The sequence below is a fragment of the Nonomuraea sp. NPDC049624 genome (assembly GCF_040675255.1).
In the GTDB taxonomy this organism is placed as follows: domain Bacteria; phylum Actinomycetota; class Actinomycetes; order Streptosporangiales; family Streptosporangiaceae; genus Nonomuraea.
In genome coordinates this window covers 1-26,260 of record NZ_JBFAOR010000003.1, presented here as the reverse complement: position 1 = coordinate 26,260, position 26,260 = coordinate 1, and the positions used below count along the sequence as shown (strand labels likewise).

25 protein-coding genes and 2 pseudogenes are annotated in these 26,260 nt (G+C 67.0%); 13 read left to right on the top strand and 14 right to left on the bottom strand.

Features of this window, described 5'->3' with window-relative positions; translation table 11 throughout:
- Positions 1-112: 112 nt before the first annotated feature.
- From AB0J76_RS11800 to AB0J76_RS11770, 7 genes and pseudogenes are all read left to right on the top strand, one after another.
- Entirely contained in the window at positions 113-1,330 is a 1,218-nt protein-coding gene (locus tag AB0J76_RS11800; protein ID WP_352321271.1) for an exonuclease domain-containing protein, read from the top strand.
- Between the two features lie 63 nt (positions 1,331-1,393).
- On the top strand, positions 1,394-1,978 hold the full coding sequence (locus AB0J76_RS11795; RefSeq protein WP_352321272.1) for a hypothetical protein: 585 nt from the start codon (positions 1,394-1,396) through the stop codon (positions 1,976-1,978).
- Positions 1,960-4,008, top strand: a complete 2,049-nt coding sequence (locus tag AB0J76_RS11790; RefSeq protein ID WP_352321274.1) for a DEAD/DEAH box helicase family protein — start codon at positions 1,960-1,962, stop codon at positions 4,006-4,008. The genes AB0J76_RS11795 and AB0J76_RS11790 overlap by 19 nt, the downstream gene beginning before the upstream one ends.
- On the top strand, positions 4,001-6,154 hold the full coding sequence (locus tag AB0J76_RS11785; protein WP_352321276.1) for a hypothetical protein: 2,154 nt from the start codon (positions 4,001-4,003) through the stop codon (positions 6,152-6,154). Before AB0J76_RS11790 ends, AB0J76_RS11785 begins: the two co-directional genes overlap by 8 nt.
- Positions 6,155-6,335: 181 nt before the next feature.
- Positions 6,336-6,431 (top strand): annotated as a pseudogene (locus tag AB0J76_RS11780) (hypothetical protein); the annotation flags it as partial.
- Positions 6,432-6,521: 90 nt separating this feature from the next.
- On the top strand, positions 6,522-7,016 hold the full coding sequence (locus tag AB0J76_RS11775; RefSeq protein WP_364389781.1) for a pentapeptide repeat-containing protein: 495 nt from the start codon (positions 6,522-6,524) through the stop codon (positions 7,014-7,016).
- Between the two features lie 804 nt (positions 7,017-7,820).
- Positions 7,821-8,030 carry an amidohydrolase family protein gene (locus tag AB0J76_RS11770; protein WP_352321278.1) on the top strand — a complete coding sequence of 70 codons (210 nt, stop codon included), beginning with the start codon at positions 7,821-7,823 and terminating at the stop codon, positions 8,028-8,030.
- Positions 8,031-8,053: 23 nt separating this feature from the next.
- On the opposite strand, the gene AB0J76_RS11765 is transcribed toward AB0J76_RS11770, so the two are convergent.
- From AB0J76_RS11765 to AB0J76_RS11755, 3 genes are read right to left on the bottom strand one after another with little or no spacing between them, the layout of a single operon-like run.
- Positions 8,054-9,418: a M1 family metallopeptidase gene (locus AB0J76_RS11765; RefSeq protein ID WP_352321279.1), complete on the bottom strand. Its 1,365-nt coding sequence runs from the start codon at positions 9,416-9,418 to the stop codon at positions 8,054-8,056.
- Between the two features lie 52 nt (positions 9,419-9,470).
- Entirely contained in the window at positions 9,471-9,695 is a 225-nt protein-coding gene (locus tag AB0J76_RS11760; RefSeq protein WP_352321281.1) for a GNAT family N-acetyltransferase, read from the bottom strand.
- 51 nt (positions 9,696-9,746) lie between these two features.
- Entirely contained in the window at positions 9,747-11,174 is a 1,428-nt protein-coding gene (locus AB0J76_RS11755) for a serine hydrolase domain-containing protein (protein ID WP_352321283.1), read from the bottom strand.
- A gap of 355 nt (positions 11,175-11,529) precedes the next feature.
- Between AB0J76_RS11755 and AB0J76_RS11750 the strand changes: the two genes are divergently transcribed.
- On the top strand, positions 11,530-12,558 hold the full coding sequence (locus AB0J76_RS11750; protein WP_364389368.1) for an alpha/beta hydrolase: 1,029 nt from the start codon (positions 11,530-11,532) through the stop codon (positions 12,556-12,558).
- 49 nt (positions 12,559-12,607) lie between these two features.
- Here the strand turns inward: AB0J76_RS11750 and AB0J76_RS11745 are convergent, their stop codons facing one another.
- The 4 genes from AB0J76_RS11745 to AB0J76_RS11730 form a co-directional block, all read right to left on the bottom strand.
- A complete protein-coding gene (locus AB0J76_RS11745; protein WP_364389366.1) occupies positions 12,608-13,504 on the bottom strand; it encodes a PaaX family transcriptional regulator C-terminal domain-containing protein in 897 nt (298 codons plus the stop codon).
- Positions 13,505-13,682: 178 nt separating this feature from the next.
- Positions 13,683-14,810, bottom strand: coding sequence for a serine hydrolase domain-containing protein (locus AB0J76_RS11740; RefSeq protein WP_352329454.1), 1,128 nt, complete (start codon positions 14,808-14,810; stop codon positions 13,683-13,685).
- The gene (locus tag AB0J76_RS11735; RefSeq protein ID WP_352329451.1) at positions 14,810-16,012 is read right to left on the bottom strand and encodes a saccharopine dehydrogenase NADP-binding domain-containing protein; all 1,203 of its coding nucleotides are present in this window, start codon (positions 16,010-16,012) and stop codon (positions 14,810-14,812) included. The genes AB0J76_RS11740 and AB0J76_RS11735 overlap by 1 nt, the downstream gene beginning before the upstream one ends.
- Complete coding sequence (locus AB0J76_RS11730) at positions 16,005-17,447, bottom strand: NAD(P)/FAD-dependent oxidoreductase (protein ID WP_352329456.1); 1,443 nt, start codon at positions 17,445-17,447, stop codon at positions 16,005-16,007. The genes AB0J76_RS11735 and AB0J76_RS11730 overlap by 8 nt, the downstream gene beginning before the upstream one ends.
- A 650-nt stretch (positions 17,448-18,097) precedes the next feature.
- Here AB0J76_RS11730 and AB0J76_RS11725 point away from each other — a divergent pair.
- Complete coding sequence (locus AB0J76_RS11725; RefSeq protein ID WP_352329449.1) at positions 18,098-18,781, top strand: pentapeptide repeat-containing protein; 684 nt, start codon at positions 18,098-18,100, stop codon at positions 18,779-18,781.
- 92 nt (positions 18,782-18,873) lie between these two features.
- On the opposite strand, the gene AB0J76_RS11720 is transcribed toward AB0J76_RS11725, so the two are convergent.
- The 3 genes from AB0J76_RS11720 to AB0J76_RS11710 form a co-directional block, all read right to left on the bottom strand.
- The gene (locus AB0J76_RS11720; RefSeq protein WP_364389363.1) at positions 18,874-19,158 is read right to left on the bottom strand and encodes a hypothetical protein; all 285 of its coding nucleotides are present in this window, start codon (positions 19,156-19,158) and stop codon (positions 18,874-18,876) included.
- A gap of 190 nt (positions 19,159-19,348) precedes the next feature.
- Complete coding sequence (locus AB0J76_RS11715; protein ID WP_364389361.1) at positions 19,349-19,489, bottom strand: hypothetical protein; 141 nt, start codon at positions 19,487-19,489, stop codon at positions 19,349-19,351.
- Positions 19,490-19,563: 74 nt separating this feature from the next.
- The gene (locus AB0J76_RS11710) at positions 19,564-20,034 is read right to left on the bottom strand and encodes a hypothetical protein (RefSeq protein ID WP_352330203.1); all 471 of its coding nucleotides are present in this window, start codon (positions 20,032-20,034) and stop codon (positions 19,564-19,566) included.
- Between the two features lie 75 nt (positions 20,035-20,109).
- Here AB0J76_RS11710 and AB0J76_RS11705 point away from each other — a divergent pair, with 75 nt between their 5' ends.
- Together AB0J76_RS11705 and AB0J76_RS11700 are read left to right on the top strand one after the other, a co-directional pair.
- Positions 20,110-21,291 (top strand): saccharopine dehydrogenase NADP-binding domain-containing protein, encoded by a 1,182-nt coding sequence (locus AB0J76_RS11705; RefSeq protein ID WP_352330205.1) that lies wholly within the window; start codon positions 20,110-20,112, stop codon positions 21,289-21,291.
- A 636-nt stretch (positions 21,292-21,927) separates the two neighbouring features.
- The gene (locus AB0J76_RS11700; RefSeq protein WP_352330207.1) at positions 21,928-22,074 is read left to right on the top strand and encodes a hypothetical protein; all 147 of its coding nucleotides are present in this window, start codon (positions 21,928-21,930) and stop codon (positions 22,072-22,074) included.
- A 971-nt stretch (positions 22,075-23,045) separates the two neighbouring features.
- On the opposite strand, the gene AB0J76_RS11695 is transcribed toward AB0J76_RS11700, so the two are convergent.
- Both AB0J76_RS11695 and AB0J76_RS11690 read right to left on the bottom strand, forming a co-directional pair.
- Positions 23,046-23,579, bottom strand: coding sequence for an adenylyl-sulfate kinase (locus AB0J76_RS11695; protein ID WP_352330209.1), 534 nt, complete (start codon positions 23,577-23,579; stop codon positions 23,046-23,048).
- Positions 23,580-23,726: 147 nt separating this feature from the next.
- A pseudogene (locus AB0J76_RS11690) lies at positions 23,727-23,957 on the bottom strand (integrase core domain-containing protein); the annotation flags it as partial.
- A 746-nt stretch (positions 23,958-24,703) separates the two neighbouring features.
- On the opposite strand from AB0J76_RS11690, the gene AB0J76_RS11685 reads away from it, so the two are divergent.
- Positions 24,704-25,102, top strand: a complete 399-nt coding sequence (locus AB0J76_RS11685; RefSeq protein WP_352328442.1) for a tyrosine-type recombinase/integrase — start codon at positions 24,704-24,706, stop codon at positions 25,100-25,102.
- Here AB0J76_RS11685 and AB0J76_RS11680 read toward each other — a convergent pair.
- A complete protein-coding gene (locus AB0J76_RS11680) occupies positions 25,080-25,466 on the bottom strand; it encodes a hypothetical protein (RefSeq protein ID WP_352328441.1) in 387 nt (128 codons plus the stop codon). The genes AB0J76_RS11685 and AB0J76_RS11680 overlap by 23 nt on opposite strands.
- Before the next feature lie 81 nt (positions 25,467-25,547).
- Entirely contained in the window at positions 25,548-26,078 is a 531-nt protein-coding gene (locus tag AB0J76_RS11675) for a hypothetical protein (RefSeq protein WP_352328440.1), read from the bottom strand.
- 9 nt (positions 26,079-26,087) lie between these two features.
- Here AB0J76_RS11675 and AB0J76_RS11670 point away from each other — a divergent pair.
- The coding region (locus AB0J76_RS11670; protein WP_364389779.1) for a transposase at positions 26,088-26,260 on the top strand (173 nt) is incomplete at its 3' end.

The window sequence follows — 26,260 nt, the reverse complement described above, 5'->3', positions numbered from 1 at the left end:
ACGAGGCATTTCACCCCCCGGACATCACGCTTCAATCACGTTCCGCAGACAGGGCAGGCGATTCCTTCTTGGCAGGCGACTTCTCTAAGGGACTATGCGCGAGGAGGAAACCATGAGCGCCAGCCAGATCGGTTATGCGGCGATCGATGTTGAGACGACAGGGCTACGTCCGTCATGGCATGACCGGATCATCGAGATCGGCATCGTCCACACCGATCCCACCGGGCGGGTGACGGGCGAGTGGAACACGCTGGTCAACCCGGAACGTGACCTCGGCCCGCAGCACATCCATGGCATCAGCGCCTCCGACATCCGCCACGCGCCGACCTTCAAGGAAATCGCAGGCACTGTGCTCTCGCTGCTGCGGCATCGAGTGCCGGTGGCCCATAATCTCCGGTTCGACGCCGAATTCCTGCAATACGAATTTGCCCGCATCGGTACCCCGATTCCATCCTTGCTGGACTTCGGCGTATGCACCATGACCGAGGCACGCCGCTTCCTGCCCCACGCACCACGGAACCTGGCAGGCTGCTGCGCAGTAGCGGACATATCCCTCGACTGCCACCATGACGCCTTGATCGACGCTCGCGCTGCTTCCGAGCTGCTTCATCACTATCTGGCCCTGTCCCGCCCCGCCTACCCTTGGCCGACAGTGCTTCACAGCACCAACACGACCATCCCATGGCCGGTGCTCGACGAGACCCGGAAAGACTGTGTGCGCAGAGGCATCTCAGCCGAACGCCAGAGCCACTTCCTCGCCCGCATCCTTGACCGCGTCCCCCAGACGGCGCAGCCTATGACAGCCGAGCCGTACCTTGCTCTCCTGGACCGGGTGCTTCTCGACCACCACATCTCCGCCACCGAAGCCGACGCCCTAGTGGAGCTGGCGACCTCACTCGGTCTCAGCCGCGTAGAACTCGAAGCCCTGCACCGCGACTACCTCGCTGAGATCGCACGAGCGGCCCTGGCTGACGGGATCGTCACCAACGCGGAACGACGCGAACTAGAGCTCGTCGCCTCTCTGCTCGGATTGCCCGACACCGCCGTCGAACAGGCATTGAACGTGGCCACCGTCCCCGTCGCCACCGTAAGGCGGTTCGAGTTGCATCCAGGTGACCCGGTCGTGTTCACCGGCGAGATGGACGACGGCCGGGAAGTGTGGGAGGGCCGAGCCCGCCAAGCGGGCTACCTCCCGCACCCCAACGTGACCAAGAAGGTCAGGCTCGTCGTCGCGGCCGACCCCGATTCCCTATCCGGCAAGGCTCGCAAGGCACGCGCGTACGGCATCCCCATCGTCACCCCCCATGCCTTCGCCCGCATGCTTGGCTGATCTAGATCTCCGACCCCCTGAACGTGAGAGGAGCATCCCCTGGTGCGTGCGTGGTATCCCCGAATGGCCGAGGTCAGCGGTGTCGGATTCGCCGGCAGCCCCGGCGTGGACAGAAGCCGCCTGCCTGAGACCCACGTCAGGCCCATCAAGGCGGACAACGGCTACATCTACTGGCCCACTCCCAGCGGGCACACATCCGCTTCGCCAGCGCATGCCAGAGCCTCCGCCGAGATGCGCGGCATGGATATCCCGTCACTGGTTCGATGGGTGTGGGAAGGGCTGGAAATCCCAGGTACCATCTCGGATTACCATTTCCTGCTGCAGAGCGCGATCGGCCGGCTGTGGTCGGCTCGTGCTTCTGATCCGGGCGGCCTGCAGTTCCTTGAGATCTTCGCCGATCTGGATCTCCGCCTGATCGAGGCCGCCCCCCGGCCATTCCTGATCGATGAGAATGACGCAACGAAAGGCTACTTCCACTTCTCCGGTGTGGCGACGTGGGTGTCGCTCCTGCGGACGGAAGGAGCACTACGAGAAGCTCTCGCGATCAACAGGAGGCTACGGCGCTTCGACGACGGATACCGGCTGGAGGATCTTGAAGCCAAGGTCGCCGCCCTCGACGAGGAGGCCCGGTGCACGAGACTCGCCTGATCGACGCCCTGACCGGTGACTCCTTTTTGGAAAACGCGTTTCTCAAGTGGGTCCTGAGTGCTGCCGCCATGCCGGGCATCGCCACGCACGTGCACGCACAGCATCCGGTATCGGCCGACGACCGTTCCTATCATCTCGACTACTTGATTTCCGGCGTGCGATCACAGGTAGTAGTCGAGCTCGACGGCTACGAGTTCCACAGCTCCAGGTCAGCCTTCGTGCACGATCGGATTCGGCAGAACGACCTCGTGGGGCTGAAATATGAGGTTCTCCGTTTCTCCTATGCCGCCATCCGTGAGCACACCGCCCGCTGTGTGACGCAGCTGCAGAAAGTGCTGCGACGGGATCCGCTGTTGGCCACCTATCTGATTCCCGATCCCATCGTCCCGGTCCCTGACGACATGGACCCCAACCCGCTGGGGTTCATCACTCCCCCGCCGCCCCGGCCGACGGTGACCGCGGGCGGCTATTTCGACCGCGCCCGCCGGCACCTGAACCTGAGCCCCTTGCGTGAATGCCAGAAAGAAGCCCTCGTCGCACTGGCGAACTACTACCGGCGCGGTGACATCAACGCCGCCTGCGTAATGTCCGTCGGCGCCGGCAAGACGGCCTTGGGCGTGGCCGCCACACTGGCCTTCACCCGGCGCAGGGCCTTGATCGTCACTCCGGGACGCGTGATCCGGGGAACGTTTGCCAATGCCCTGGACCCGGAGAGGGCGGGAAACGTGCTCTACACACTGCGGGGCGGACCGTTGCTTTCCGGCATGAGGGCTCCGGCCGCCGAGATCCTCGACACCGAGCTAGGCACGATCCAGGCTGTCAGCCGGGTGCAGTTGCTCAAGTCAGATGTGATCGTCACCAATTTCCATTCCCTCGGAGGTCCGGACAGCGGCCTGCTGTCCAAGCTGGAGCCGGATGACATCGACTTCATCGTGATCGACGAGGCCCATATCGCCGCTGCAGAGTCATACCGGCGTCTCTTTGCACGATTCCCGCGCGCCCGGCGCTTGCTGATGTCCGCATGCTTCAACCGTGCCGATGGCAGGACCATCACCGCGGACGTTGTGTACCGCTACCGGCTCATCGACTCGATCGCCGACGGCCATGCCAAGCACCTGCGGGCCCACAGGTTCACCCCCGACGTGGAGGAGACGGAGTACGAGATTGTCTGGCCCAGCGGCGAGCGTGAACCGATCGTCGGCAAGGCCGCATTGTTGGAGATCATGAATGACGAGCGGAAGGTGGCCAGAATCACCGCCACTTCTGAGGAACCGATCCGCCGCGTCATGCGGATCGTCCGTGACTGCCTGGCCCAGCAGACGCAGGCACTGTCACCGGTGCGGCCACGAGCCTTGTTCGCCGCGCTCGGCCAAAGTCACGCCGAGCAGATCGCCCGCATCGCCAACGCTCACGGCATCGCCTCCGGCACACTGCACCATTCGATGACCGACTCAGAGATTGCCGCCATCCGCAAGCGCTTCGAGTCCGAATCCGGCAACCTTCAGGCCATCGTGCAGCTGAAGATGCTTGGCCAAGGGTACGACCTCCCGGCGATCACTGTGGTAGTGCCGATGCGCCCCTACGGCAGCTTCGGTGAGTTCTATCAGCTGGTCGGGCGTGGCATCCGCACGGTGCATCATCCGGCGCTGGCCCAACGGGCGCAGCCACAACATCTGGACTTGGTCTACCACGGAGAGCTCGGCCTGGACGATCACCTCGAAACGCTGCGCAGGGAAAACGACATGGATCCTCGGCCCGCGGTCCCTGACGACTTCGGCGACGCGCCCGTGCCTGATCGCGGCGCACCCCCCATCGACTCACCGGTGCACGCCGACATGCACGTGACCGTCATGGCAGAGCACGGCGACAATCGTCAGCAATATCTCCACACCGTCGACCAGGTGGAGGCGAGACGCCAGGAACGCGAACTGAACACCCTGGCCCATCGCTACGCCGCCTACGTCGCCACCACGACCAGCCCGAGGACCTTCGAGGAGTTCGTCGCTGTGATCAGGAGTGCCCATGGGTGAAACCGAGCTCGCCTCCAGGCTGGCATCCGCAGGCGCCGATGAGTTTCTCCACATTGAACGCGAGGCAGGGCAAGAGGCGGCCTTCAAACAGCTCGATGTCCTGACAGCGAACCTGATGCTCATGGCGCTGTCAGGCCGCCCGTTGGTCTCCATGACGCCGGGCAGACCTGGACGCAGCAGCGGCGACACCGTGTCGATGACCTTCCTGACCCCGCAGGACCGTGCCTTTGTCGATGACACTTTCTCCTTGGAGAGACAACAGCGAAAGGGAGCCTGGTTTCTGCCGGAGGAGGCACGGCTGAAGGCCGGCAACCTGAACCTTCCGGCCTATGCTCGCCATCATCCCGGACAGTGCTTCACGCTCGCTCAGAGTGACTCGATTCGTACCCAGCTCAGCTCGACCGCCGACGCACTGCTGGTCTGGGCTCTGCTCATCCCGCTCTTCGACACTCTGATGGCGCCCCTCGTGCTCCGCGCCGTGGGATCGGAGCAGTCCGCTGACGATCAACGCTCTGTCTGGGCGACGGTTCTGGACTCCTACACCAGCCTCGGGATAGCACGCACCCCTGAAGTGGAGGTATTCACCTACGGAGGTGGATGGGGGCATCTGGATCGGGCTGGTCAGGCCCACGCCCGCGTCCTGCTGCTGGATGCTCTGGCCCGGCACGACCTGCTCTCCGTCGCCGCGCGCCTCCGCGCGACGCGTCTGCGTACAGTCATCCGCGCGATCGTCGCGAAAACGCGCGCGACTACGCCACTCGCCCGTCGCGTCCTCAACTCGACCTTGAAGCCGACATTGAGCGCCTACTTCGCCGGCGACTGGTTGGCCTGTCTCGACTACCTCGGCATGCCGCCCAACCCAGGAGAAGAGCTGGTCACCGCTTTGCCGGCGACGAAGCTCTATGTCGGCGGGATTTCCAACGCCAGCTCGACAGCGGCCAAGCACGGAGTAGAGGTCGGCGACGTCGCGGCGATGCTGGCCGCCTTCCTCAACCAGACCACAGCGGTCTCACCCGTCGAGCAGCGTGTCGATGCCCTGCGCCGGTGGTGGGGAGAGTTCGACTCCGTGCATGCTCGGCAGGAGTCCGGAATGAAACCCCTCTGGGGCCTGGTAGAGGATGGCGGATATTCGGTCGGGTACGGCCAGCGGCCGGACCACAGGCTCTACCGAACCCTGCTTCCATCCGACCTGGTGGAGGAGATCGACTCCCTCTGGGACGGCACGACCCTCTCCCGCTGGCCCGAGGCCATCGTGAGCGAGCCCTATCCCCACCGGCTGATGGCCGAGACCTTCGGCATCGCTGTGCCGTTCTGGCACGCAGTAGCCCTGACCACCTGGTACATCTGCGAGGGGCCGACGTCACGCACCACCCTGTCAGGCTTGCGTGCCTACCATGAGGGCCACCTCGCGGAACTCGCCGACATCGGCACGCCTATTCACCCCAGCCTCTTCGACGAACTGGAGCAAGCAGAGGGCCGCCTCGGGCCTGTGGAGGAACTTCCTACCTACGAGCACTGGTTCCAGGGTAATGATGGCCTTGCGCTTCGAGTGACCGGTGGAGGCAATCGCCGCAACGGCTTCAGCATTCTGCGCGATATCGTTACTCGTCATCGGCGCGGATGGACCAGCCGCTACCTCGACGACTACTTGCGACGACGGTGGCACACCGAACTCACCACCGTGGCCCGAGAACTCAACAAGACGATCGCCACCACCGGCAGACCGCCGACGTTCAAGCGGTTCGCCCGCTTCGCCGCAAAGGCAGCGAACCACTGGTTCAACGGCGACCTGACCGGCCTTTACACCGCCATCGGAGAGAAGGCACCCACCAGCCCTCCTCGCGTCGATCTCCTACCGATCGCCGCACATGACTTCGTCGATGCCCTCTACGCAGAGCTCGGCGGACAGCCATACGAGGAGCTCCTGCGGGTAACAGATTTCCCTCTGGCCGACGTGTACCGGCAGAAGTCCCGGCTGGCGAGTGCTGGAGTCACGTATCTGCAGATGTTCGAGGCATTGGGACGGGCGCCTGAACCTAAGGAGTTCGGGGTCAGCCGGTACGAGTGGTCATGGTCGGGCGGGCCTGACAATGGATGGCCGATCTATCAGTCGGCCATCGAAACAATCCTGCGTCGGTACCAATAGTGGACATGGCCAGTTGCCTTGTGTCCTTCGGAGGCCGATGGGGCGTCGCCTCTTTCCCGTCCCGGTGGATCAAGCCGTAATGCCATGAAGCGCCCCGGGTTCGGTGGAGACTGTGGTGTGTCCCGGGTTGAGTGGAGGTGGGTTACTGGATTCTTGTGCCGCTTGATGAGAGGAAAGTCGCATGAAACGACGAGGCTATTCGCCAGAGTTCCGGCGCAAGGTGCTGGATCTGGTCGAGGCGGGGCGTAAGGTCACCGACCTGGCGTGCGACCTGGAGATCAGCAGTCAGACGATCTACACCTGGCGGAGGCATCGCCGTCGAGGTGGCCTGCCGCGTGCTGGACGTCTCGGTGTCCGGCTACTACGCCTGGCGGGATCGGCCGCCAATTTCGCGGGCACCGAACTGTGCCAGACCGGGTTCACCGATGTTGAGCTGGAGCGCTGCGACTTGTCCAACATGACGGTCAGAGCGTCGGGCATGCATCGTGTCCGAACGTCGGGGAGTCGGCTGATCGGCATGACTTGGACCGAATGCGCGTTCCGTGACGTGCTCTTCGACACGTGCCGTGCCGATCTGACTGGGTTTCGGTTCTCGACGTTCAAGAACACCGTTTTCCGTGACTGCATCGTGCCGGAGGCCAATTTCCAGAACGCCGACCTGCGGGGAGTTCGCTTCGAGCGCTGTGATCTAAGCATGGCCCAGTTCTTCCAGGCGCAGATGGATGGCGCGCACTTCTCCGACTGCGTGCTGCTCGGGATCGGCGGTGTCACCAGCCTCAAGGGCGCGACCGTCAAGAGCCGGGACGCGCATGGACTGGTTTTCGCCCTGGCCGGCGCGTTGGGCATCCTAATCGAGGAGTAGACCTCATCATTGATCATCCGGGTGAGCGGGCTGGTGTTCTCCTGTCGGCCGAGCTTGTCGAAGCCGGCGACCTTCGTTCTTCGTGACGCACTCGCTGGCGGCTTGGTCCACCGTGGCGAACTCCTTGTGTGCAATCGAGTGGGGGTTTACCGGCCCCGAAGGTGGTGGCGTGGTGCATGTCCTTCGTCGTAGTCATCGCCGCTCGTGCGGTGGACATGGCGTCGCGGGCGCCGAACTCGTTGCCGTGTCCGCAGCGCGTGTAGCGGATGACCCAGACCCGGCGCCGGGCCGACCTAGCTTGATCTTTAACCCTTCTCATCACCATGGGCGCCCACAGTCCCGGGTCGCCGTCGGCGATGGTGCGCGGGTGGTCGGCGGGGACGAAGCCGGCCACCGCGTCACCAGCCCTTCTCCCGGCTCTGCGACCGACCCTACTTTCCGGTATCACCGGCCGCACGCCGTCGCCGTCCACGCACAGGAGGCGACCGCCGGGGCGGTACGCGTCCATGGCGTACGGCCCGGCGGTGGCCGTCTGCTCCTGGCGGGGCGCCTACTGCTGGGGACGGTCCCCGGCTTGTCGACGACCTTCGTCTCCAACTGCGCGCTCCACACCAGGGGAGCGCCAGCCTCGACGGTTCCGGCCGTCCCGCTGGAGAGGGCGTCATCGCCGCCTTGTATCCGATCGCACCGTCGCCGCCTACGAGGGCGTCGCGGCCGACCCGGACACCTCGAAATGTCGCGTCCGCCGTCCACGCGCCCTCCTGGCCCATCTTCTGATCTTTGGGGCCGACGGTCAGGCCCTCGATGTCCGCCTGGCGCTCGGCCACCAGCGTCGCCGCGCGGCTCGTCGGGCTGCAGGACCGCATCGGCGAGACCACGCCCGGCGCCTACGCCGACGTCCTGATGGTGGAGGGCGATCCGCTGGAGGACATCGCCGTGCTGGCCCGGCCAGAGGAGCACGTGAAGCTGGTGATGAAGGCTGGCCGCGTCATGCGCTCAACGGAGAGGGGGTGACAGGACTCCCCCTCCCGAACGTCTTAAGACCAGAAAGCCGGTTTGCCGGGCTTGAACAGCCAGTCTGTGAAGAGACCGGACAAGTCATGGCCGGAGACCCGCTCCGACAGAGCGATGAAGGCGCGAGTATCGGCGTTGCCGTACTTGTGCTCCGCCGTCCACCTGCTGAGGATCTGGAAGAACGCCATGTCACCCACCTTGCCCCGCAGGGCGTGGAGGGTCATCGCGCCGCGGTAGTAGACAGGGTCGTGGAAGAGCGCCGCCGGGCCGCCGGGGTCGGCGGGCGGCGTCCTCCAGAACGCGTCCTTGGCGGGGGTGGCGTAGGCCATGTCGAAGGACGTCTGAAGGCCTCGCTCGCCGATCTTGTCCTGCCAGAGCCACTCGGCGTAGGTGGCGAAGCCCTCGTTGAGCCAGATGTCCTGCCACCGACTGGGCGTCACCGAATCGCCGAACCACTGGTGCGCCAGCTCGTGGGCGAGCAGCCCCTCGCCGGGCACCTCCGCGTAGATGGGCCTGGTCTGGGTCTCCAGGGCGTAGTCCACCTTCGGCGCGTGATCGACGATCGCGCCGGTGGAGGAGAAGGGATAGGGGCCGAAGAGCGAGGCGAAGTAGTCGAGGACGGGAGCGTGGCGCTCGGCCAGGTTCGCGGCCTTGCCGGCCAGCTTGGGGTCGACGGCGACGATGGTCCGGTACTTTCCGATCTTGGCGTCGGTCAGCCGGAACTTTCCGATGGTGACGGTTGCGAGGTAACTGGCCATCGGCTCCTTGGCGTCCCAGACGTACGTGGCGCGGTCACCGGTGCTCCTACGCGAGATCAGGTCACCGTTGGCGACCGCCACTCTGGTACTCGGCACCGTCACCGAGAAGCGGTAGGTGGCCTTGTCGGTCATGTGGTGGTTGCCGGGGTACCAGGTCATCGCGCCCTGGGGCTCGTTGGCGTTGAACACACCGTCGCTGGTACGGATCCAGCCGCCGCGTGAGCCGTCGGGGTCCACGACGTGCTTGGGCCTGCCCTTGTAGGTGACCACGATCGTGAATGCACGGCCCGAGGCGAGCGCCGCGACGGGCGTGACGGCGAGTTCCGTCCCGCCTTGGGTGAAGGTCGCGGGCGCGCCGTTCACCGTTACCTCGCTGACGCCGAGGTCAGCGGTCAGGTCCAGATTGAACCTGCTCAACTCCTGCGTGGCGCGCGCCTTGATGGTCGCGACGCCGCGAAGGACGTTGGAGCTCGGGTTGTAGTCGAGTACGAGATCGTAGTGGCCCGCGTCGTAACCGCCGTTGCCCTGCCCGGGAAAGTACGGATCTCCCCCACCGGCGTCGCCAGGCGCGCCCGAGGAGGCGGAGACCGTCAGGAGGGCTGCTGCGGCAAGCGCCAGAGATCGCTTCATAGTGAACATTCGACAGTCAGATCGCTCTTGTTACACATTTTTTCCTGTCTATCTACAGGGATGCCGAAAAAGTGACGGTGAAGCCGAGGCTCCGGTACAGGCCGACGGTGCCGGTGGGGCTTTCGGCGTCGACGTCGAGTACGGCATGGTCCAACCCGTCGGCCCGCAGTCCTCGCAGCACATGGGCCAGCAGCGTGCGGGCCAGCCCCTGTCCTTGCGCGTCCCGCCGTACTCCGACGGCGTGATGTAACCGAACGGCCCGCCGCGCAACGGCCATTCCCCTGCAGCACGTCGACGAGGACGAACCCGACGATGGATATGAACTGCGTCAGGGAGCGACGGAGGCGTACGCCTCGGCCAGTTCCTTCCAGATCTCCACAGCAGTATCGGCGTTCATGCGGTTGGCCACGACCATCAGGGTCACGCCACGCGTCAGGTCGGTCGCTCCCATCGAGCCGAATCCGCCGTACCCGCCCGGGTGGCCCTGCCAGACGCGCCCGCTGACCTCGGCCCGCTCGGTGGCCATCCCGTACGTGTCGCTCTGCGCGGCCGCCTGCGGAGACGTCCTGATCATCTCTTCGATCGTGTCGGGCCGAAGGAGCCGCTTCCCGACGAACAACGCGTCGAGGAACTTGGCCCCGCCGAGCGCGGTGCCAGCGAACAGCCCGTCCCCGAACGGCAGGCCGTACAAGTCGGTGGGGATGCCCGTGGCGCCGAAAGCAGTGAAGAAGTCGACCAGCACGCCCTCCTTCTCGATGGAGTAACCGTGGGCCAGGCGACGGAAGGCTTCCTGGGACCGTTCGGCGGTCAGCGACTCGTTCGTCACCCCTGCCGGTCGGAGGAAGTGCCGGAGGTCGCGCTCGAGCGCCTCGTCTCCGCCGGACATCCTGGTCAGCATGTACGTCAGGACGAGGAATCCGGCGTTGGAGTACTCAAACCGCTCGCCGGGGTTGACTGGCTGGAAGATGCCCTTCGCCAGCATGGCGAAGGTGTAGGGCTCGTTCGGATCGTAGTGGTCGCCGCCCTCGAACAGCGGAGCGGTCTCGGGGAGCTCGTACAGGTCCGGGTAGCCGGCGGTGTGCGTGAGCAGCATCCGGGGCGTGACCAGGTCGGAGCCCGGAACGTCCTGCCCGACATAGGCCGATATCGGGTTGTCTAGGGCCAGGACCCCGCTTTCGACCTGGCGTAGGGTGTACGCGCACAGAATCAGCTTGCCGAAGCTGGCGAAGCTGAACATCGTCGAGCCGGTGACCGGCGCGGGCGGGTCGTTGATCGCCTTGCCGGAGTTCGCCGACCAGATCAGCTCGCCGTCGCACATCGCGACCGCCTGGACGCCCGGATCACCGAACTCCGCGGCCGCCCTGGTGAACGCCTTGTCCAGGGCAACCCGAACCGGCCCCTCCCCGACTCCGGCCGCCGCCGTGTCCTCCGGAGGAACGCGCTCGCCCGCGGGCAGGCTGCTTTCCGACGTCTTGACCATTGCTGTCCTTCCGTGGGGTCTGCGGTTCTCTTCTTGGATGAGTTCGCACCAGTGTGAATCCGGTCCTATGACTGAGCTTTGACGGGAGCGCCAAGAGTCCAGCCACACGAGTGACGCAACCGCCAAACTCCGCAGATTTCGCAGCGTCCGGCTGCCCTGGTCACGGAGCCGGTCGGAGAAGCCGCCGAGATCAAGGTTGACGGCCAGCGCGGTCGCTCTCGCCTCGGCTGTCTCGGCGAGCCGATCGGCGCGGGCGAGCACGACGACGGGCCACATGAGCGGCTCCGCGCGCCCGGACAGAAGCCCAGCCGCGCGGGACAGAGCGGCGAGAGCCGCTGCCCGTCGCCGTCCTCCGGCACCCAGTCACACTGACCACGCCAGGCGCGAAGATGGCGCGAGGTCGGCGTAGGCGCGACGCAGATCCAGCAGCCTGCCGAGTTCAGCGTCCGCTACGACGTCCACCGCATGACGGAGGTGTCCTCCTCGCCCGACGAGGAGTATCTGATTTCAAGTTCAACGGCCACCCCTACTTCAACATGCGCCTGGAGGTGCGCGGCGACATCTCCATGTCAGTGGAGACACGCAGCACTTCGTTAGTTTTGCATACTATCGTAGCTGTTACGATAGTTTCATGAAAGCAAGACGTTGGGTCAAGCGACTCTGGATCTCCCTCGCCTGCGTGTTCGCCCTGGTGGCCGGGCTCGGGGTGTGGGTCGTCGTGCAGAACGACTTCGCCGTGCGCGAGGTGCAGGTCACCATTCCCGGACCGAAGCACCCACTGAAGGCGGTGCTCGCCCTGCCGACGGAGGGGGAAGGGCGGCGGGGACTGGTCGTCTTCGCTCACGGGGATGGTGAGGCGGACGCCTCCCGGGACGGGTTCTACCGGCCCATCTGGGAGGCGTTCGCACGTGCCGGCTACGCCTCGCTGTCCTGGAACAAGCCCGGCATCGACGGCGCGCCGGGGAACTGGCTCCACCAGAGCATGAGCGATCGCAGCGCGGAGGTGGAAGCAGCGCTGGACTGGGCCAAGAAGCAACCGGAGATCGACCCGAACCGGCTGGGCCTGTGGGGGATCAGTCAGGGTGGCTGGGTGCTGCCCAAGGTGGCGGGAGAGCGTACCGACCTGCGCTTCATGATCCTGGTCGGGGCGGCGGTGAACTGGTTGCGGCAGGGCGAGTACAACCTGCGGACAGAACTTCGTGAGCAGGGCGCACCGGAAGCCAAGCTCGACAGCGAACTCCGTCGGCGTGCCGCTCAGATCCGCCTCCTGGAGAAAGGTGTCGGATATGACCAATACGTCGCCTCCGGTCTGGACAACCCGCCGATGAGCAAGGACCGTTGGGGGTTCGTGCTCAAGAACTTCCGCGCCGATGTGACCGACCAGCTGCCGAAGGTACGTACGCCGACGCTTCTCGTACTCGGGGAGCTCGACCGCAACGTCGACGTCAAGGAGACCGAAGCCGCCTATCGAGCAGGCGTCCCCCGGGACCTGCTCACGGTCGCGAACCTCCCGAACGGCTCCCACAACGCGGTCAAGAACGAACTGGACAACCCCGACAGCCTTTGGGCCGTGATCACAGCCGTCGCCGCGCCTCGCTCGCTCTATGTGCCCGGCTACCTCGACATGCTCACCGAGTACGCGAAAAAGCACGGGCGCTGACCACGAAGGACCACGGACCAGAGCGCTCGCGCCGGTAGGCGGCCGCCGCCTACCGGCGGGCCTCTGCCGTGCGGGTCATGTCGTCGTAGAGGCGGAACACGCGGGTGCTCTCGCGGCTGTCCGGGGCGGCGGCCTCGGCCAGAAGCGCCCAGCACTGGGCCAGGAGCGCCCGGGCCTGACCGCCCGGCCAGGGCTGAGGGAGCAACTGGGGAGGCAGGAGGGGGTCGGGCTCTATGGCGCGGGTGAACTCGGCGGCCAGCTCCACCGCGATGGTCAGCCGTTCCGCCTCCGACAGACCGGCGTGGTCGCGGAGGCGATCGAGGCGCGGCTCCGCGATGGCGGTGAGCCGGTGGTAACGCTCGGCGATCTCGGCCAGGGGCCACAGGGTGCGAGCGAGTGCGGCCGGGTCGTCCTCCTCGCCCTGGCGCAGGTCCCGGGTGGTCGCGACCGTGAGATGGCCGAGAACGCCGAGGTCGCGGGCGTGGTCCTGGACGTAGGGTTCCCACGGGTTGGCGCTGATGTACAGGCCCCCCTGGATGGGAGCTCCGCCCAGGCGGGTGAGCGCGGCACGCAGGGCGTCGCGGGCGGCACGGGCGGTCTCGGGAACGGCGAAGGCGACCAGGTGCCAGGTGCCGTCCCAGGGGGCGAGCCCGGCGTCCTGGCGGAAAGCGTGGGCGACGAATTCGACGTCGAGGCCCAGCATCCGCTCTGTGGCGCCGGTGGCCCGCAGCGTCGCCTTGCGTCCTCGGCCTTCGTGGGTGAAGCGCCCTTCGGCGACCAGCCGTTTGATGCACAGGCGCACCTGTTGGTCGGTCATGCCCAGCAGGTTGCCGGTGGCGTAGAGTTCGCCCGTGTCGACCGTGAGGTCGGCGCGGACGAGCGCTTCGACGAGCATCCGGGTGGGGACCTGGACGTCGGCTCCCGGGATCGGGGGTTCGGCGGTCATGCTGCGGGCCTTTCGAGTACGGCCGGGCGGCACGCCGGGATGGCGACGCCGCCCACTGTCGGGTACGTGCGGACAGCAGGGCGCCGGGGTGCCTCACGAGAGGCTCCTCGTCTATCCGTCATTCAACTATCGAATATGCACGATAGTTGGTGCGCCCCCCCTACGTGTGCGACGACCGTCATGGTCCGATGACCTTCGCCACCGCGTTCAGCAGAGCGCGATGGCGAACGTCCTTCAGGGCGTCGGCGGGCATGGCGAGCGGAAGAAAGGCGAGAGCGAGCCCCCGGCGGGGATCGGCCAGGCCCAGCGCGCCACCGATCCCCGGATGGCCGAAGGCAGAGGCGGACCCCAGCCACCAGGCACGGCTCGGCAACGCGAACCCGCACCCGAAGGCCGACGGAACACCGAGCACCCGGTCCCGTCCGGCCACCCGGGGACGAGTCACAGCACGGAGAGTGCGATCGCTGACCAGCGGAGTCCTGGTCCCCGGCAGCAGCATGGCATAGAGCCGGGCCAACGAGGCGGCGGTCGCGACGGCGTTGGCCGCGGGGAGTTGGGCGTTGAGGGTCTCCGAGCGGCGCACCCACACGTCGGGAGGCTCCTCGATGGCGCCATGCACGGTCATCGCCTGCCACAGCGGCGTCCCTCGCCGGGCGAAGATCGCCGTGACCAGGCGTACCGTGAAGGGGATCCGGGCGGCGGCGTGCACCGGCAGGGGCACGGCCCCGGCGGGGGCGCCGATGCCGATCGCCAGGTCGTGGGGACGGCAGACCAACTCGGCGAGCACCTCGCCGAGCCGCCCACCGGTGACGCGGCGCACCAGTTCGTCGGCGAGGGTTCCCCAGGTGACCGCGTGATAGGCGGGCCTGCCGACGGGCCAGCGGGGCCGCTCGTCCGCCAGGGCGGCGGCGAGCGGGCGTCCATCGAGCACGTCGGCGAGCGTGACAGGACGCGCGGGAGAGATGAGCCCGGCCTGGTGGCTCAGCAGTTGCGCGACGGTGATCGCCGACTTCCCGTGGCGACCGAACTCGGGCCAGTACCTGGTCACGGCGGCGTCGAGGTCAAGTTCGCCACGGTCGGTCAGCAGCGCCAGGCACGCGGCGGCCACGCCCTTGGAGGCGGAGAAGATCACCTGGGTGGTGTCCGGGCCGTGGTCGCCGCCATAGAGATCGACGACGGTGGAGCCGCGGTGGATGACGTGCAATCCGGCGCCGCGCTCCGCCGGGCTGTTCATGAGCGCGGCGAAGGCGTCGCGGACGGGTTCCCAGCCGGAGGCGACGTCGCCGCGGAGCGTCGGAGCGGTCATCAGGCGCGATCCACCGCGACCACGTCGCCGCTTCCGCTCCGCGGCGGATCGCAGTGGACGGCCAGCTCGGTGAAGTACCGGTCGGGGTCGAGCACCGCATCGGGCGGATGCACGCCGCAGTCGCGGACCGCCCCGTCGAGGATCTGCCCCGCCGTGAGCGCCAGCGGTATCCCGGTCGCCCTGGCCATCCCCCGAGGGGAGGCGACGAGTCGTGCGCCCACGGTGTACGGCCGACCGTGCCGGCTGCCTGTAGCCAGCGCGAAGAAGGCGGGCAGGGCGCCGGGGCCACGCAGGGAGAGCCGGCGAAGAACGGAGCGGGCGAGGGCGCCCGCGGCCGGGTCCTCGATGGCGGCGGCGGCCTGCCCCAGCGTCAGCTTCCCGCGATCGATGTCGTCGCGCAGTGCCATGAGGTACGCGGCGGTCGCCGGCTGGACCACCATGACGCAGGCCGAGTCGCCGGCGACGGAGAGGGTGGCCGACAGCGTGACAGGCTCGGGATGGCCGACGGTGTATGCGGTGCCCTTGCCCAGTCCCGGATAGTCCAGGGTGACCGCTTCGAGCGGAGGTCGTACGGCGGGCGCGCCGGCGCTCCAGGTCCGGATCGTTCCCGACAGCTGCTGCATCCAGTGGACCGTGGCGGCGGAGACGTCGGCGGTGGCGTTCTCGACTGGGTCGTCGCCGACGAAAGGCACGTCCACGGGCCACGCGGTGAACAGATCGTCGACGCTCTCCAACTCGCGGACGGCGAGCGCGGCCAGCATGTTGCTGGTGCCCGGACTGGCCCCCGCACCGATCACGGCGGTCACTCCCGCGCCGCGCGCCTCGGCGTCGAGCGCGAGCATCTCCAGCGTCGGCTCCCAGTCGTCGCAGATGTCGGCGTAGTGGGTACGCGTGTCGATCGCGGCTTGCAGGACGGGCACCCCGAGCCGGAAGAAGGGGCCAGTGGTGTTGACGACGAGATCGGCATCGCGGAAGAGGCTGCGCAGCCCCGCCTGGTCGGTCGCGTCGACGGCGACAGGGACGAGGGAGGCGGTGCCTGTGCCGGCCAGCCGGGCGGCGAGCCGCTCGGCGGCGGCGAGGTCGCGGTCGGCGATCACCAGTTCCGCGATGTCCCGGCGGGTGGCCAGCGCCTCGACCGCGGGCCGGCCCATCGCTCCAGCCCCGCCGAGGGCGACCACGCGGCGGCCGGTCAGGTCAGTCATCGAAAACCATTCCCTTGCGGAGGTCGAGGAAGGGGAACCGGGCCCGGTCGAGCAGGTAGTTCTGACCGACTGTCCAGGGGTCGCGCTCGCCCTGCTGGGGGAACAGGTGCGCGGCGCGCTGGATGTAGGTGGAGGTCAGGCCGAGCAGCGGCCGCCTGGCCTCGCCCGAGGGCCTGGCGGGCATCGCGAGGGTGAGGCCGCGCCGTCTCATGTGTCCGAGCAGGCGGACGACGTAGCGCGAGGACAGGTCGGCGCGGAGCGTCCAGGAGGCGTTGGTGTAACCGACGCAGAAGGCGAGGTTGGGCACGCCGCTGAGCATCAGCCCGCGGTAGGCGGTGGTCTGGGCCACATCGACGGTGCGCCCGTCCACCGAGAGGTGGATCCCTCCGAGGGGGATCAGCGACAGGCCAGTTGCGCAGACGACCACGTCGGCCTCGAGTATCGCTCCCGACTCCAGCACAATCCCGTGCTCCGCGAACCGGGCGATCCTGTCGGTGACCACGGCCGCTCGGCCGGCGGTCACCTCGCGGAAGAAGTCGCCGTCGGGTACGACACACAGCCTCTGGTCCCACGGCTGGTAGCGGGGGGTGAAATGCCGCTCCAGATAGCCGGGATCCGGCAGATGTCGCAGGATGGCCGCGCGCAGGTGCCGCTTGGTCTGTTCCGGGAAACGTCGGCTCAGCCAGTAGGTCAGCTGGCTGTTCAGCACGTTCTTGCCTCGGATGACCGCGTGCGCGAGCCGCGGGGGCAGGCATCGGCGCAGCGCGTCGGCCACCCGGTCGACCTCGGGCAGGGAGGCCAGGTAGGTGGGCGACCGCTGCAACATCGTGACCTTTTTCGCAGTCCTGGCCAGCGCGGGAATGAGCGTGACGGCGGTGGCCCCGCTGCCGATCACGACCACTCGCCTGCCGGTCACGTCGAGGTCGTCCGGCCAGAACTGCGGGTGCACGAATTGGCCGGCGAAGGCGTCGAGGCCCGCGAAGTCCGGCTGGTGGCCGTGCTCGTAGTCGTAGTAGCCGGCGCAGATGTAGAGGAACGCGCACGTCCACATCCGCGCCTGCCCGTCCTCCTCGGTTTCGACGACCCACAGGGACTGTTTGGAGGACCATGCGGCGGCCACCATCTTGACGCCGCAGTGGATGTGCCGGTCGATGCCGTGCTCGCGAGCCGTCTCCTCGATGTAGCGGCGGATGCTGTCGCCATCAGCCAGCGACTTGCTCCCCCGCCACGGCTGGAAAGGGTAGCTCAAGGTGAACATGTCTGAGTCCGACCGGACGCCCGGGTAGCGAAACAGGTCCCACGTGCCACCAAGACGGGCCCTTGCCTCCAGCACCGCGTAGGTACGGCCCGTCTTCCGCAGCCGGCAGGCGGCGCCGACGCCCGCAAGCCCCGCCCCGATGACCAACACGTCCACGTATCGCAATGCTTTCGACATAGGAACGTTCGTCACGGGAACGATAGTAACAGAAGTCATGTTTGAGTGGATATGAAGGTTTCGGCGGACGAGGTTCGCAGCACCGCGGGTGTGCGTCGGCAGCTTCGCTCGTTCGCCCGTCATGGCCGCACCAGGTCGCTGCACTCGGCGGCTATGAGCAGCGTGGCCTCGCCCGGGCGCCTATGCGGTATGGCCACATGACCGCTTCCCTCCGCACATGCCGCTCGATGGTGACTGACGCCGTGTGCCCAGCCGGAAGAGCCTCCGAGACAGGCACGTGACAACAGACGCTCGCGCTGGCGCCGGAGTGGTCCGCCATCGCCTCACCGTCCAGGCCTTACGCCCGGCCGGTTCGATGGATATCTGGAGTAGCCAAGCGAACTGGCTGGTCAGCTGCTTGAAGGTCGTTAAGCCATGTAAGGCAAGTAGGCCAGCCGTAGCTGCCGCGCCTGCGGATCGTCTGGAGTGGGAAGAACCGGGCAACGTGACGTTGCCAGGTCCTTGATGTTCACACTGACGGCTTGGTGTTCGTGCAGATCACAGCAGTGTCAAGACCGCGAGAATCTCGTCTCAGTCGTCGCTGGGGCCTGAACGATAGGGCGCCAGGGGTCATCTGCAGGATGATCGGGCGTGGGCTAGGCTGCTGCCCGATGTCTTCCCGATCTCGTCATCAACAGCAGAAGCGGCTCAAAGCACCGGCTGCACCTAAATTGCCCTCGTCGCTGGTCGTGGCGCAGCTGCCCGAGCATGACGTGGAGGACGACGGCACCTACCGCGGCCTGGAATTCAACGGCAGCGACCTGACTTCTCGCGAGGTGGATGCGGCTGACTATGAGGGCTGCCGATTCGTCGTCACCAGCTTCGCGGGCAGCGAACTGTACCGGGCCGGGTTCGTCGATGTGGAGCTAGAGCGCTGCGACTTGTCCAACATGACGGCCAGGGCGTCGGGCATGCATCGGGTCCGCATGTCGGCGAGTCGGCTGACCGGCATGACCTGGACCGAATGCTCGTTCCGTGACGTGCTCTTCGACGCGTGCCGTGCCGATCTCATCGGCTTTCGATTCTCGACGTTCAAGAACACCGTCTTCCGCGACTGCATCATGCCGGAGGCTAATTTTCAGAACGCCGACCTGCGGGGAGTTCGCTTCGAGCGCTGCGATCTAAGTGGGGCTCAGTTCTCCCAGGCGCAGATGGACGGCGCGCACCTCTCCGACTGCGTGCTGCTGGGGATCGGTGGTGTCACCAGTCTCAAGGGCACGACCGTCAAGAGCCGCGACGCGCAGGGGCTGGTTCGCGCCCTGGCTGGCGCGTTGGGCATCCTCATCCAGGAGTAGACATCCCCCGGCGAGGACCTCGTTCGCCTTAGAACGCTGCCGCGACGCGCAAGTGGTCTCGGTCAACCCCTTGCCGGATCGGTGAGCCGGGCCTACGGGCCAGCGATCATCTGGATCAGCAGGCTGGTGTTCTCGCGCCGGACCGCCCGCTCGCCGACTGTGTCGAGGCCGGCGACTTCGTGATGCACTCGTCGGCGGCCTGGGCCATCGTGGCGAGCTCCTTGCTGGCGATCGAGTTCGCGAAAGCGAACTCGATCGCCGTGCCCGGAGCGCATGTAGCGGGTGGGCCAGACCCGGCGGCGGGCAGCGTCACACCGGGCGAGGTCGGTCGAGAGCTGGAACCGTTCCAGGCGGTCGCCCCGATTGGCCGCGATCACCCAGACGACGCGTACGGCCTGCCGCAGCCGGTGGCCGTCAGGGATCTAGACGCCAGCGGCGATATCGGCGTAGCTGGGCTCGCGGCCGTGGTTGCAGCGAAGCCGGATCATCACGTCCGCGACGTCCTTCTCGGCCCGCGTGAAGCCAGTCTCACAGCGCCATGGGTCCGCCGGGATATCTGCCTGCCGCTCATGGCAGCCCGCCGTTCTCATCCAGGGATGCCGCCGGCGCCGCATCGTCCGAAGCGAAGCCAGTGGCCAGGTCCCGGACGGCGGCGATGGTCGCCTCGACGCCGTCGCAGAGTTCGGCGATGGCCTTGAAGACGTCCATGGACGCTTCGGCCCCTTCGTGGGCCATGAATCATTACAAGAAGTCACTTCGGATGACCGAGCTGGACTCCTGGATCACGCGTCTTCCCGGCGGCCCGGTGAGCGGGCCGTGAACGGCCGAGAGAGAGGGCGGGTCAAGGCTCCGGAACCATGGAGCATGATCGCGACCCGAACCAGCGAAACCGCGCCGCCGACCACTGTGGTCAGCGTCAGCCCGAACCAGAACGCCGTCCAGGTGGGAGGCAGGGTCAACAGGATTGCCAGGACGGGTGGGTAGCACAGCACCAGGAGTCGAAGCCGCCGGTCGTCACGGATCCGTTGGCAGGTCATCGGCGACGAACGCAATCCGCCGACCATGACCAGGCGCCAGGTGGACAGCGCCGTGCCGTACAGCACGACGAGCATCGTCAGGCCGAGGAGCTGAACCCAGTCGGGCACAAGGTCGCGGTCCGGCGTCGAGAAGGGCAGGGTCAGCGCGCCGATCGGCAGGGCGCTCAGCGCCTCGACGACGAGAATCCGGCTCGCCGGACGCTCGCGGATGAGCATCGCGAGTGATATTTTCATCACATCTACGATCGTAGGTTAAACGATAGTTTTAGTCACGTATTCAGGGAGTGGCGCATGAAGGTTCTCGCCCTCGGCGGACCCGGTGCGATGGGCCGGGTCGCGGTGCGCGTGGCGACCGGGCTGCCCGGCATCCGGGAGATCGTCGTCGCCGATCGCGATTCGCACGCAGCAGCGCGACTCGCCCATGAACTGGGCGGTTCGGGGGTACGGCTGAGTTCCTGCAAGGTTGACGTCACGGATGAGGCCGAGCTCGACGCAGCGCTCAGCGATGTCGACATCGTCATCAACACCGTCGGTCCGTACTACCGGTTCGGCCTGGGTGTGTTGCGGGCGGCGATCCGCGCTCGTACGCATTACATCGACATCTGTGACGACTGGGAACCCACGTTGGAGATGCTCGATCTGGACGCCGACGCCCGGGCGGCAGGGGTACGCGCCGTGATCGGGATGGGCGCGAGCCCCGGCATCAGCAACCTGCTCGCGGCCAGGGCCGTAGCCCGGCTCGACGCCGTGACCGACCTCTACACGGCCTGGCCCGTCGACGTGCCGGGTGCCGGCGCCGACGATACTGTTCTATGCGGTCCGGACGGTCGTCCGATCGCGGCCGCCGTGCACTGGATGCAGCAGATCAGGGGAACGGTTGCTGTGGTGAGCAACGGCGAGATCGTGCAGCAGCCACCGCTGCGGCCGGTCGCGCTCACCTTGCCCGGTGGCCACAAGGGCACCGCGTACACCGTCGGCCATCCCGAGCCGGTGACTCTGCAACGCAGCTATCGACCCACCGGAGACGCGGCCAATCTCATGGTCATCACGCCTGGTGCCGTGGCCTACCTGGACGTGCTCCGCAGCGACATGGACAGCGGCAGGCTCACCAACGAGACGGCAGCCGCGGACCTGGCGAAACCGACGATGCGCCGCGCCGTACGGGCCGCCTTGCGCGCCGTCAAGTTCAGCACGCCCGGCTCCCTGCCGCCGTTCTTCGCCGCCGCCACAGGAACCAGGGACGGTCGTCCGCTGACGGTCCTGGCCCACCTTGTCAGCGCGGGCGGGCTGATGAAGAACATGTCCGAGGCCACCGGGATCCCGGCAGCGGCGGGGCTCGCCCAGCTGCTCGACGGCACTGTCGTCCGGCCAGGAGTCCACCCACCAGAAGCTGCCATCGATCCCGACCGCTTCTTCGCCGATCTGGACGAGCTGGCCAGGCCCATCGCGGTCATGATGGAGGAAGCATCGTGACCGGCGCGCCTCCCTGGGTGATCCCGCCTCGATGCGGTCGGACGTCTCCCGGCGTTCGTGACGCTCCACGCGCCTCTATCCTCAGCGAAATGATTCCGTGAGGTACGCGGCCCAGAAAATCTCGCGAGCCGTGAGCAGTGAATGGCTCTCCGTCCTGCCGACACGGGTTGTAGCGAACTCAGCCCCTACAAGTACCGCACCGCCGACTCGCCCAGCTCATCCGCCTTGCCCGCGGCCGCGCACCGGCGTCACGACTGCGCCGAACGTGCCATGTCGCCGCCCCCGGCCTCGGCTGTGAGGACGTCTACGGCGATGAGTACCACCCCGAGGACGACAACGCCCCGGCCGCCCTTCAGCTGGTAGATCCGAGGAGCCCGGCACAGGGCCCGCCTCACCCCGCGCCGCCTCGCATTCCCCCACAGCATCGCCGAGCACGAGAGGTCGTCCTGTACCCCTCCTAGCCCGACATCCCCCGGTCGCGGGCTTGACCATGACGACGTGAACGCCCTCGTCAAACTCGGCTTCAGTCACGTCGACGACCAGAACACCGGCCGCCCGGTGAGACGCTGCGGTAGACGATCTGCTCTACACCGCCGTCGATGTGGAGGACGGGCTGGAGGCTGAGCTGCCGGCCTGGTGGCGGCAGAGTTCGAGTCGGAGGTGTCGCCGCCCGACGGGGACACCTTGGTGCGCGCGCCGCGGTCGGTGCAGGCGGCGCTGCGGGCGTCGTCGGCGCCGCGGTTCTTCGCCGACCTGGCCTTACAGACGCTGGTGTTCAACTGAAGCAGGTGCGCCGGTATCTGCCCGATCCGCAGTTACGGCAGGCGGCGCGAGATCGGGTGACGGCGCTGAAAGGGCCGGACACGCGGCTGGGGTGGCGCATTCGCTCGGCTCGGTGGTCGCCTAAAGAGGCGCTGTGCGCACTGACACACGAGAACAAGGATGAGGACGGGTATGGGTGCGCCCTGGTCACGCGAGAGTCGCCGCTCGGCGCGCTAATGATCTTCGACCGGCTGGGGTCGTCCCCGATCCGCAGAGCCGCTGGCCGGGCGGTGACAGACTGGTCTGGACGAACGTGGTCGACCACGGCGACGTCGTGGCGGTGGTGAAGGATCTGCGGCCGCACTTCAGCGACCGGGTGGCCGGCCAGGTGGTCTACGACGGCGCGCGCCCACGATCCCACCCGGTACCTCACCGACCAGCGCACCTGCACCGCCATCTGCCAAGGACGGGTCGAATGAGCGGCCCTGACCTGTCGTCGCAGGGCGGGCACCAGTCGTCAGACGATCGCGGTGACGTGCGCGGTGACGTGCGCGGTATCTCATCGCGACCGTGATCAGCCGTTGTCCCAATGGGGCCCGCCGGAGCTGGGCTAAGACTGCCCTGGCCTGATCGAGGGCCGCCTCTCCCGCCGCGGCTGGGCAACGATGCCGAGGAGAAATCTCGCCGCGCCTGGCAGTGCACATCACCGGACGAGCCGACCGATGGCGACAACTGGGCCGTGCCACTCTGACCAGGACCGCGGCCACGCCTTTTGGCGCCACGTGTGGCTGCTCGCCCACGCCCTCAGCGAGATCGAGGCTCTCCTGACGCGGCTCGACGAACTGGTGCCCGAGTTGCTCGGCCAGCCATGCGAGCCTCCGTGACACACGTCGGTACTCTTGCCTGCGGCTCAAGGGAGGCCCGGACGTAGTTGCCTACCCCGTCCGGACTTGCCCTGGGCTTTCGTACCGCTGGTGGCTTACCTGCCTGCTTCAGACCCAGCCGATAGCTTTCATCACGGCCTCGGCCACCTCCGAAACGGAACCATCGGAGGCTTCGACGACAACGTCTTCGAGCTGAGCATTGTCCATGATCTGGTCAAGCTCGCCCGACCTGTTGAGATGCCACTGAAGGGCGGCTTCCTCACCTTGGTGACGCCTGGCCAGCCGCTGACGGACAACAGGGAGCGCTACAAGGAGTCGACATACCGTCAACTCGACGCCGACCGCCTCTGCATACCGCCTGCGCTGCTCTGGAGTCTCAGCGACGCCGGCCATGACGAGTCGGACAGCCCCAGCGTCCAGATAGTTTCCAGCAACGCTGCGCAGATTCCGGAGGGTCATCTCGAAGTTGAACCGATCATCCGGTGGCGGAGGCCAAGATCGGCGAAGTGCATCCAAGTCAATGACAGCATGGGCAATCCCGGCGTCGGAGAGCAGATCGCCAATCATCTCCGCAACGGAGGTCTTGCCAGCTCCCACCGTGCCGATGATCAAAAGCGCGCGGGACGATTCACCAGTGGACATGCAGACCATCATGGCAAGACCTCGGAGTGCGGGCTCCCATCCGGTCGACGGCGCGGCCTAGCACGACCCCACCGTTGCCAAATCAGAGCAGGCGTACGATCACCTGCCGAGACACTGGGCGACCGTCCAAAGAGGCAAGCGCGCGCCCAGGCTGCTGTGCCGTCGTTGCCGATTGTGCCAAATCTCCAGGTACTCGAAGATCACGTTCGCCGGCTCGATCCGAGTGTTCCAGTGCTGATGGTCGAGGAGCTCGACCTGCATGCGAGACCAGCACGACTCCATTATGGCGTTGTCGAAGCAGTCCCCGACGCTGCCCATCGAGGGCAACAGGCCGGCGTCCTTGGCGTGCTGGGTGAAGGCCCAGGAGCCGGACTGGACCTGAAGGGTGTCAATACTCCGTTCACGACCGTGAGCTGCGGGTTTGTCTTGGCTTCCAGGTCGGAGCAGTAGCTGGGGCGCGCATGCTCCAGCTCGTGGCGCTCCGTCTCTTCTATCTGATCTTTTGCCGCATCGTGGGCTGGCTAACGCTGCCGACTCGTAGCAACGCGACCTAGAACATGGAGATCCTCGTGCTGCGGCACGAGGTCGCCGTGTTGCGCCGTCAACTTGGCCGTCCGAGGCTGTCGTGGGCAGATAGGGCGGTGCTGTCTGCGCTGGCCCGCAGACCGCCGGAGATGATGCGGGCACAGCGACTGGTGACGCCGGGGACGCTGCTGCGCCGGCACCGGCGTTGGGTCGCGCGTCACTGGACCTACCCGAACCGAGGGATGGGGCGGCCTGCGACGGTTCGGCGGTAGTGGCGTTGATCCAGCAGCTGACGCGAGAGAATCCTCGCTGGGGCTACGAGCGCATCCGGGGCGAACTGCGGCATCTGGGCCATCAGGTGAGCGGTGCGACGATCCGTCGGGTCCTCAAGCGGGGGCGCTTGGGTCCGGCGCCGCGACGTGCTGGCGACCGCTGGCGAGACTTCCTCCGCTGCCACGCCGCGAGCACGCCGGCGTGTGATTTCTTCACGGTGGACACCGTCACGCTGCGCCGGTTGTACGTCTTCTTCGTCGTGGAGGTCGGCACCCGATTCGTACACGTGCTCGGCGTGACCGCCCACCCCGAGGGCGGGTCACTGGGTGATCCGCTTCCGGCTCAAGGGCGGCGCCGTCATCGTGGTGCCGCTACCGGAGGTGGCCATGGCGCTGCTGAGGCCACTGCTGGCCGGCCGCAAACCCGGCGACCTGCTGCTACGGCGCACCGACGGCCGCAGCTTCGACCGCTGGCGGCAACAGACCGCGCTCCGCCGCGCCGCCCGTGCCGCCAGCCTGGACGTGGCCAAGCCGACCCCGCACATGCTCCGCGCCACCGCCGCCACCCTCCTGCTCGCCATGGGCGTCCCGGTGGAGAAGGTCCAGGCGCTCCTGGAGCACGCCTCCCCCGTCACCACCCAGCGCTACGACCGCGGCGAGGCGCAGCTGGACGAGCACGCCGTCCATCGGCTGGCCGAACTGCTCACAGCGACATCGTCGGGGTGATGGCGGCGCCTCCGGGCGGGGTGTAGCTGACCCCGGTGGCGGAGGTGGGCCTGCCGAGACGGTCGGACGTGGAGACCACTACCCGGCCTTCCGGGTTGACCAGATGCGTCTGGTCACCGGTGGTGTTGTAGCCGAACCTGGTGATGGGTTGAACTGTGGCGACCTGGCCGTTGTTCTCGATCTGCGCCAGCGGCAGCTTGGCCTCGATGAGGCGACCGGTGATGTCATAGGTGAACAGGGTCGTGAAGGCGTCGGGGTCGGCTCCGTCGACGTTGCCGCGCGGGTCGATCTCCTTGAGCACGAGACCTTGTTCGTCGAGCTGCCAGCTGGTGGTGTGTCGCTCGTCCGGAGAACGCGTCGCCACACGAATGTCCTGCCATGAGGATGCACCGCATCTCCCCATGACCAGGGCAGCGCACGTGAGAGCGAGCGCCAAGGTGAGGGATCAGGCGAGCAGCGCCTCAAGGACCGCGTACCGATCCGGATCAGCAAGGCCCGCAAACAGAGAAAGGGCAAGGCGCGTGGCCGCCGCAGCAGACAGTTCTTGCGCGAAGTCGTCACGTAGAAGGCAGGCGCATCTGGGCAACGGGTCAGGACCGGGGGGCTGATCGGGGTCAGCTGCGTCAGCAAGCCCTGCCTTCGCTGCGGTCATCAGGTGCACGGCATCGTGCGCGGGTGTCCGTCCGGCCTGGATCGCGATGGTCAGGAGCAAGGCGGTGATGTCGGCGGCGGCATCGGAGGTGTTCGCGCTGGTGGCGGCGCCGCGTACGGCATAGTGAAGCCACCGTGCGAGCGTCTGGGGGCCATGGGAGCGGATCTGGATGATGAGCCGGCCGAACAGATTGACGGCGCGAAGCGGGTCGGTCCAGGTAGCGCGGCGGCCCAGCGCCACGGCTACATGTGCGGGCTGCCAGGCGTCGTCTTCGGCTAGGAGCTGTTTCTTAGATCTGCTGACTGATCGTGCCTGCATCGTCACGATTGGCCTATGGGTCGAGGTGACTTAACCAACGCGGAGTGGGAGCGGCTCAGGCCCTTGCTGCCCGAGGGCGGCCAGCAGGGTGGACGGTGGAACGACCACCGAAGGACGATCAACGGCGTGTTGTACCGGGCTCGCACCGGCCTGCCCTGGCGGGATCTGCCTGAACGATTCGGCCCCTG

Excerpts from the sequence above, each read along its gene's own strand:
- AB0J76_RS11705 (WP_352330205.1), top strand. The coding sequence starts at position 20,110 with ATGAAGGTTCTCGCCCTCGGCGGACCCGGTGCGATGGGCCGGGTCGCG.
- AB0J76_RS11785 (WP_352321276.1), top strand. The coding sequence starts at position 4,001 with ATGGGTGAAACCGAGCTCGCCTCCAGGCTGGCATCCGCAGGCGCCGAT.
- AB0J76_RS11750 (WP_364389368.1), top strand. The coding sequence starts at position 11,530 with ATGAAAGCAAGACGTTGGGTCAAGCGACTCTGGATCTCCCTCGCCTGC.
- AB0J76_RS11695 (WP_352330209.1), bottom strand. The coding sequence starts at position 23,579 with ATGTCCACTGGTGAATCGTCCCGCGCGCTTTTGATCATCGGCACGGTG.
- AB0J76_RS11735 (WP_352329451.1), bottom strand. The coding sequence starts at position 16,012 with ATGACTGACCTGACCGGCCGCCGCGTGGTCGCCCTCGGCGGGGCTGGA.
- AB0J76_RS11795 (WP_352321272.1), top strand. The coding sequence starts at position 1,394 with ATGGCCGAGGTCAGCGGTGTCGGATTCGCCGGCAGCCCCGGCGTGGAC.
- AB0J76_RS11710 (WP_352330203.1), bottom strand. The coding sequence starts at position 20,034 with ATGCTCATCCGCGAGCGTCCGGCGAGCCGGATTCTCGTCGTCGAGGCG.
- AB0J76_RS11725 (WP_352329449.1), top strand. The coding sequence starts at position 18,098 with ATGTCTTCCCGATCTCGTCATCAACAGCAGAAGCGGCTCAAAGCACCG.
- AB0J76_RS11740 (WP_352329454.1), bottom strand. The coding sequence starts at position 14,810 with ATGACCGCTCCGACGCTCCGCGGCGACGTCGCCTCCGGCTGGGAACCC.
- AB0J76_RS11730 (WP_352329456.1), bottom strand. The coding sequence starts at position 17,447 with ATGTCGAAAGCATTGCGATACGTGGACGTGTTGGTCATCGGGGCGGGG.
- AB0J76_RS11760 (WP_352321281.1), bottom strand. The coding sequence starts at position 9,695 with ATGGCCGTTGCGCGGCGGGCCGTTCGGTTACATCACGCCGTCGGAGTA.
- AB0J76_RS11755 (WP_352321283.1), bottom strand. The coding sequence starts at position 11,174 with ATGTGGCCCGTCGTCGTGCTCGCCCGCGCCGATCGGCTCGCCGAGACA.
- AB0J76_RS11800 (WP_352321271.1), top strand. The coding sequence starts at position 113 with ATGAGCGCCAGCCAGATCGGTTATGCGGCGATCGATGTTGAGACGACA.
- AB0J76_RS11715 (WP_364389361.1), bottom strand. The coding sequence starts at position 19,489 with ATGGACGTCTTCAAGGCCATCGCCGAACTCTGCGACGGCGTCGAGGCG.
- AB0J76_RS11745 (WP_364389366.1), bottom strand. The coding sequence starts at position 13,504 with ATGACCGCCGAACCCCCGATCCCGGGAGCCGACGTCCAGGTCCCCACC.
- AB0J76_RS11770 (WP_352321278.1), top strand. The coding sequence starts at position 7,821 with ATGTCCGCCTGGCGCTCGGCCACCAGCGTCGCCGCGCGGCTCGTCGGG.
- AB0J76_RS11765 (WP_352321279.1), bottom strand. The coding sequence starts at position 9,418 with ATGAAGCGATCTCTGGCGCTTGCCGCAGCAGCCCTCCTGACGGTCTCC.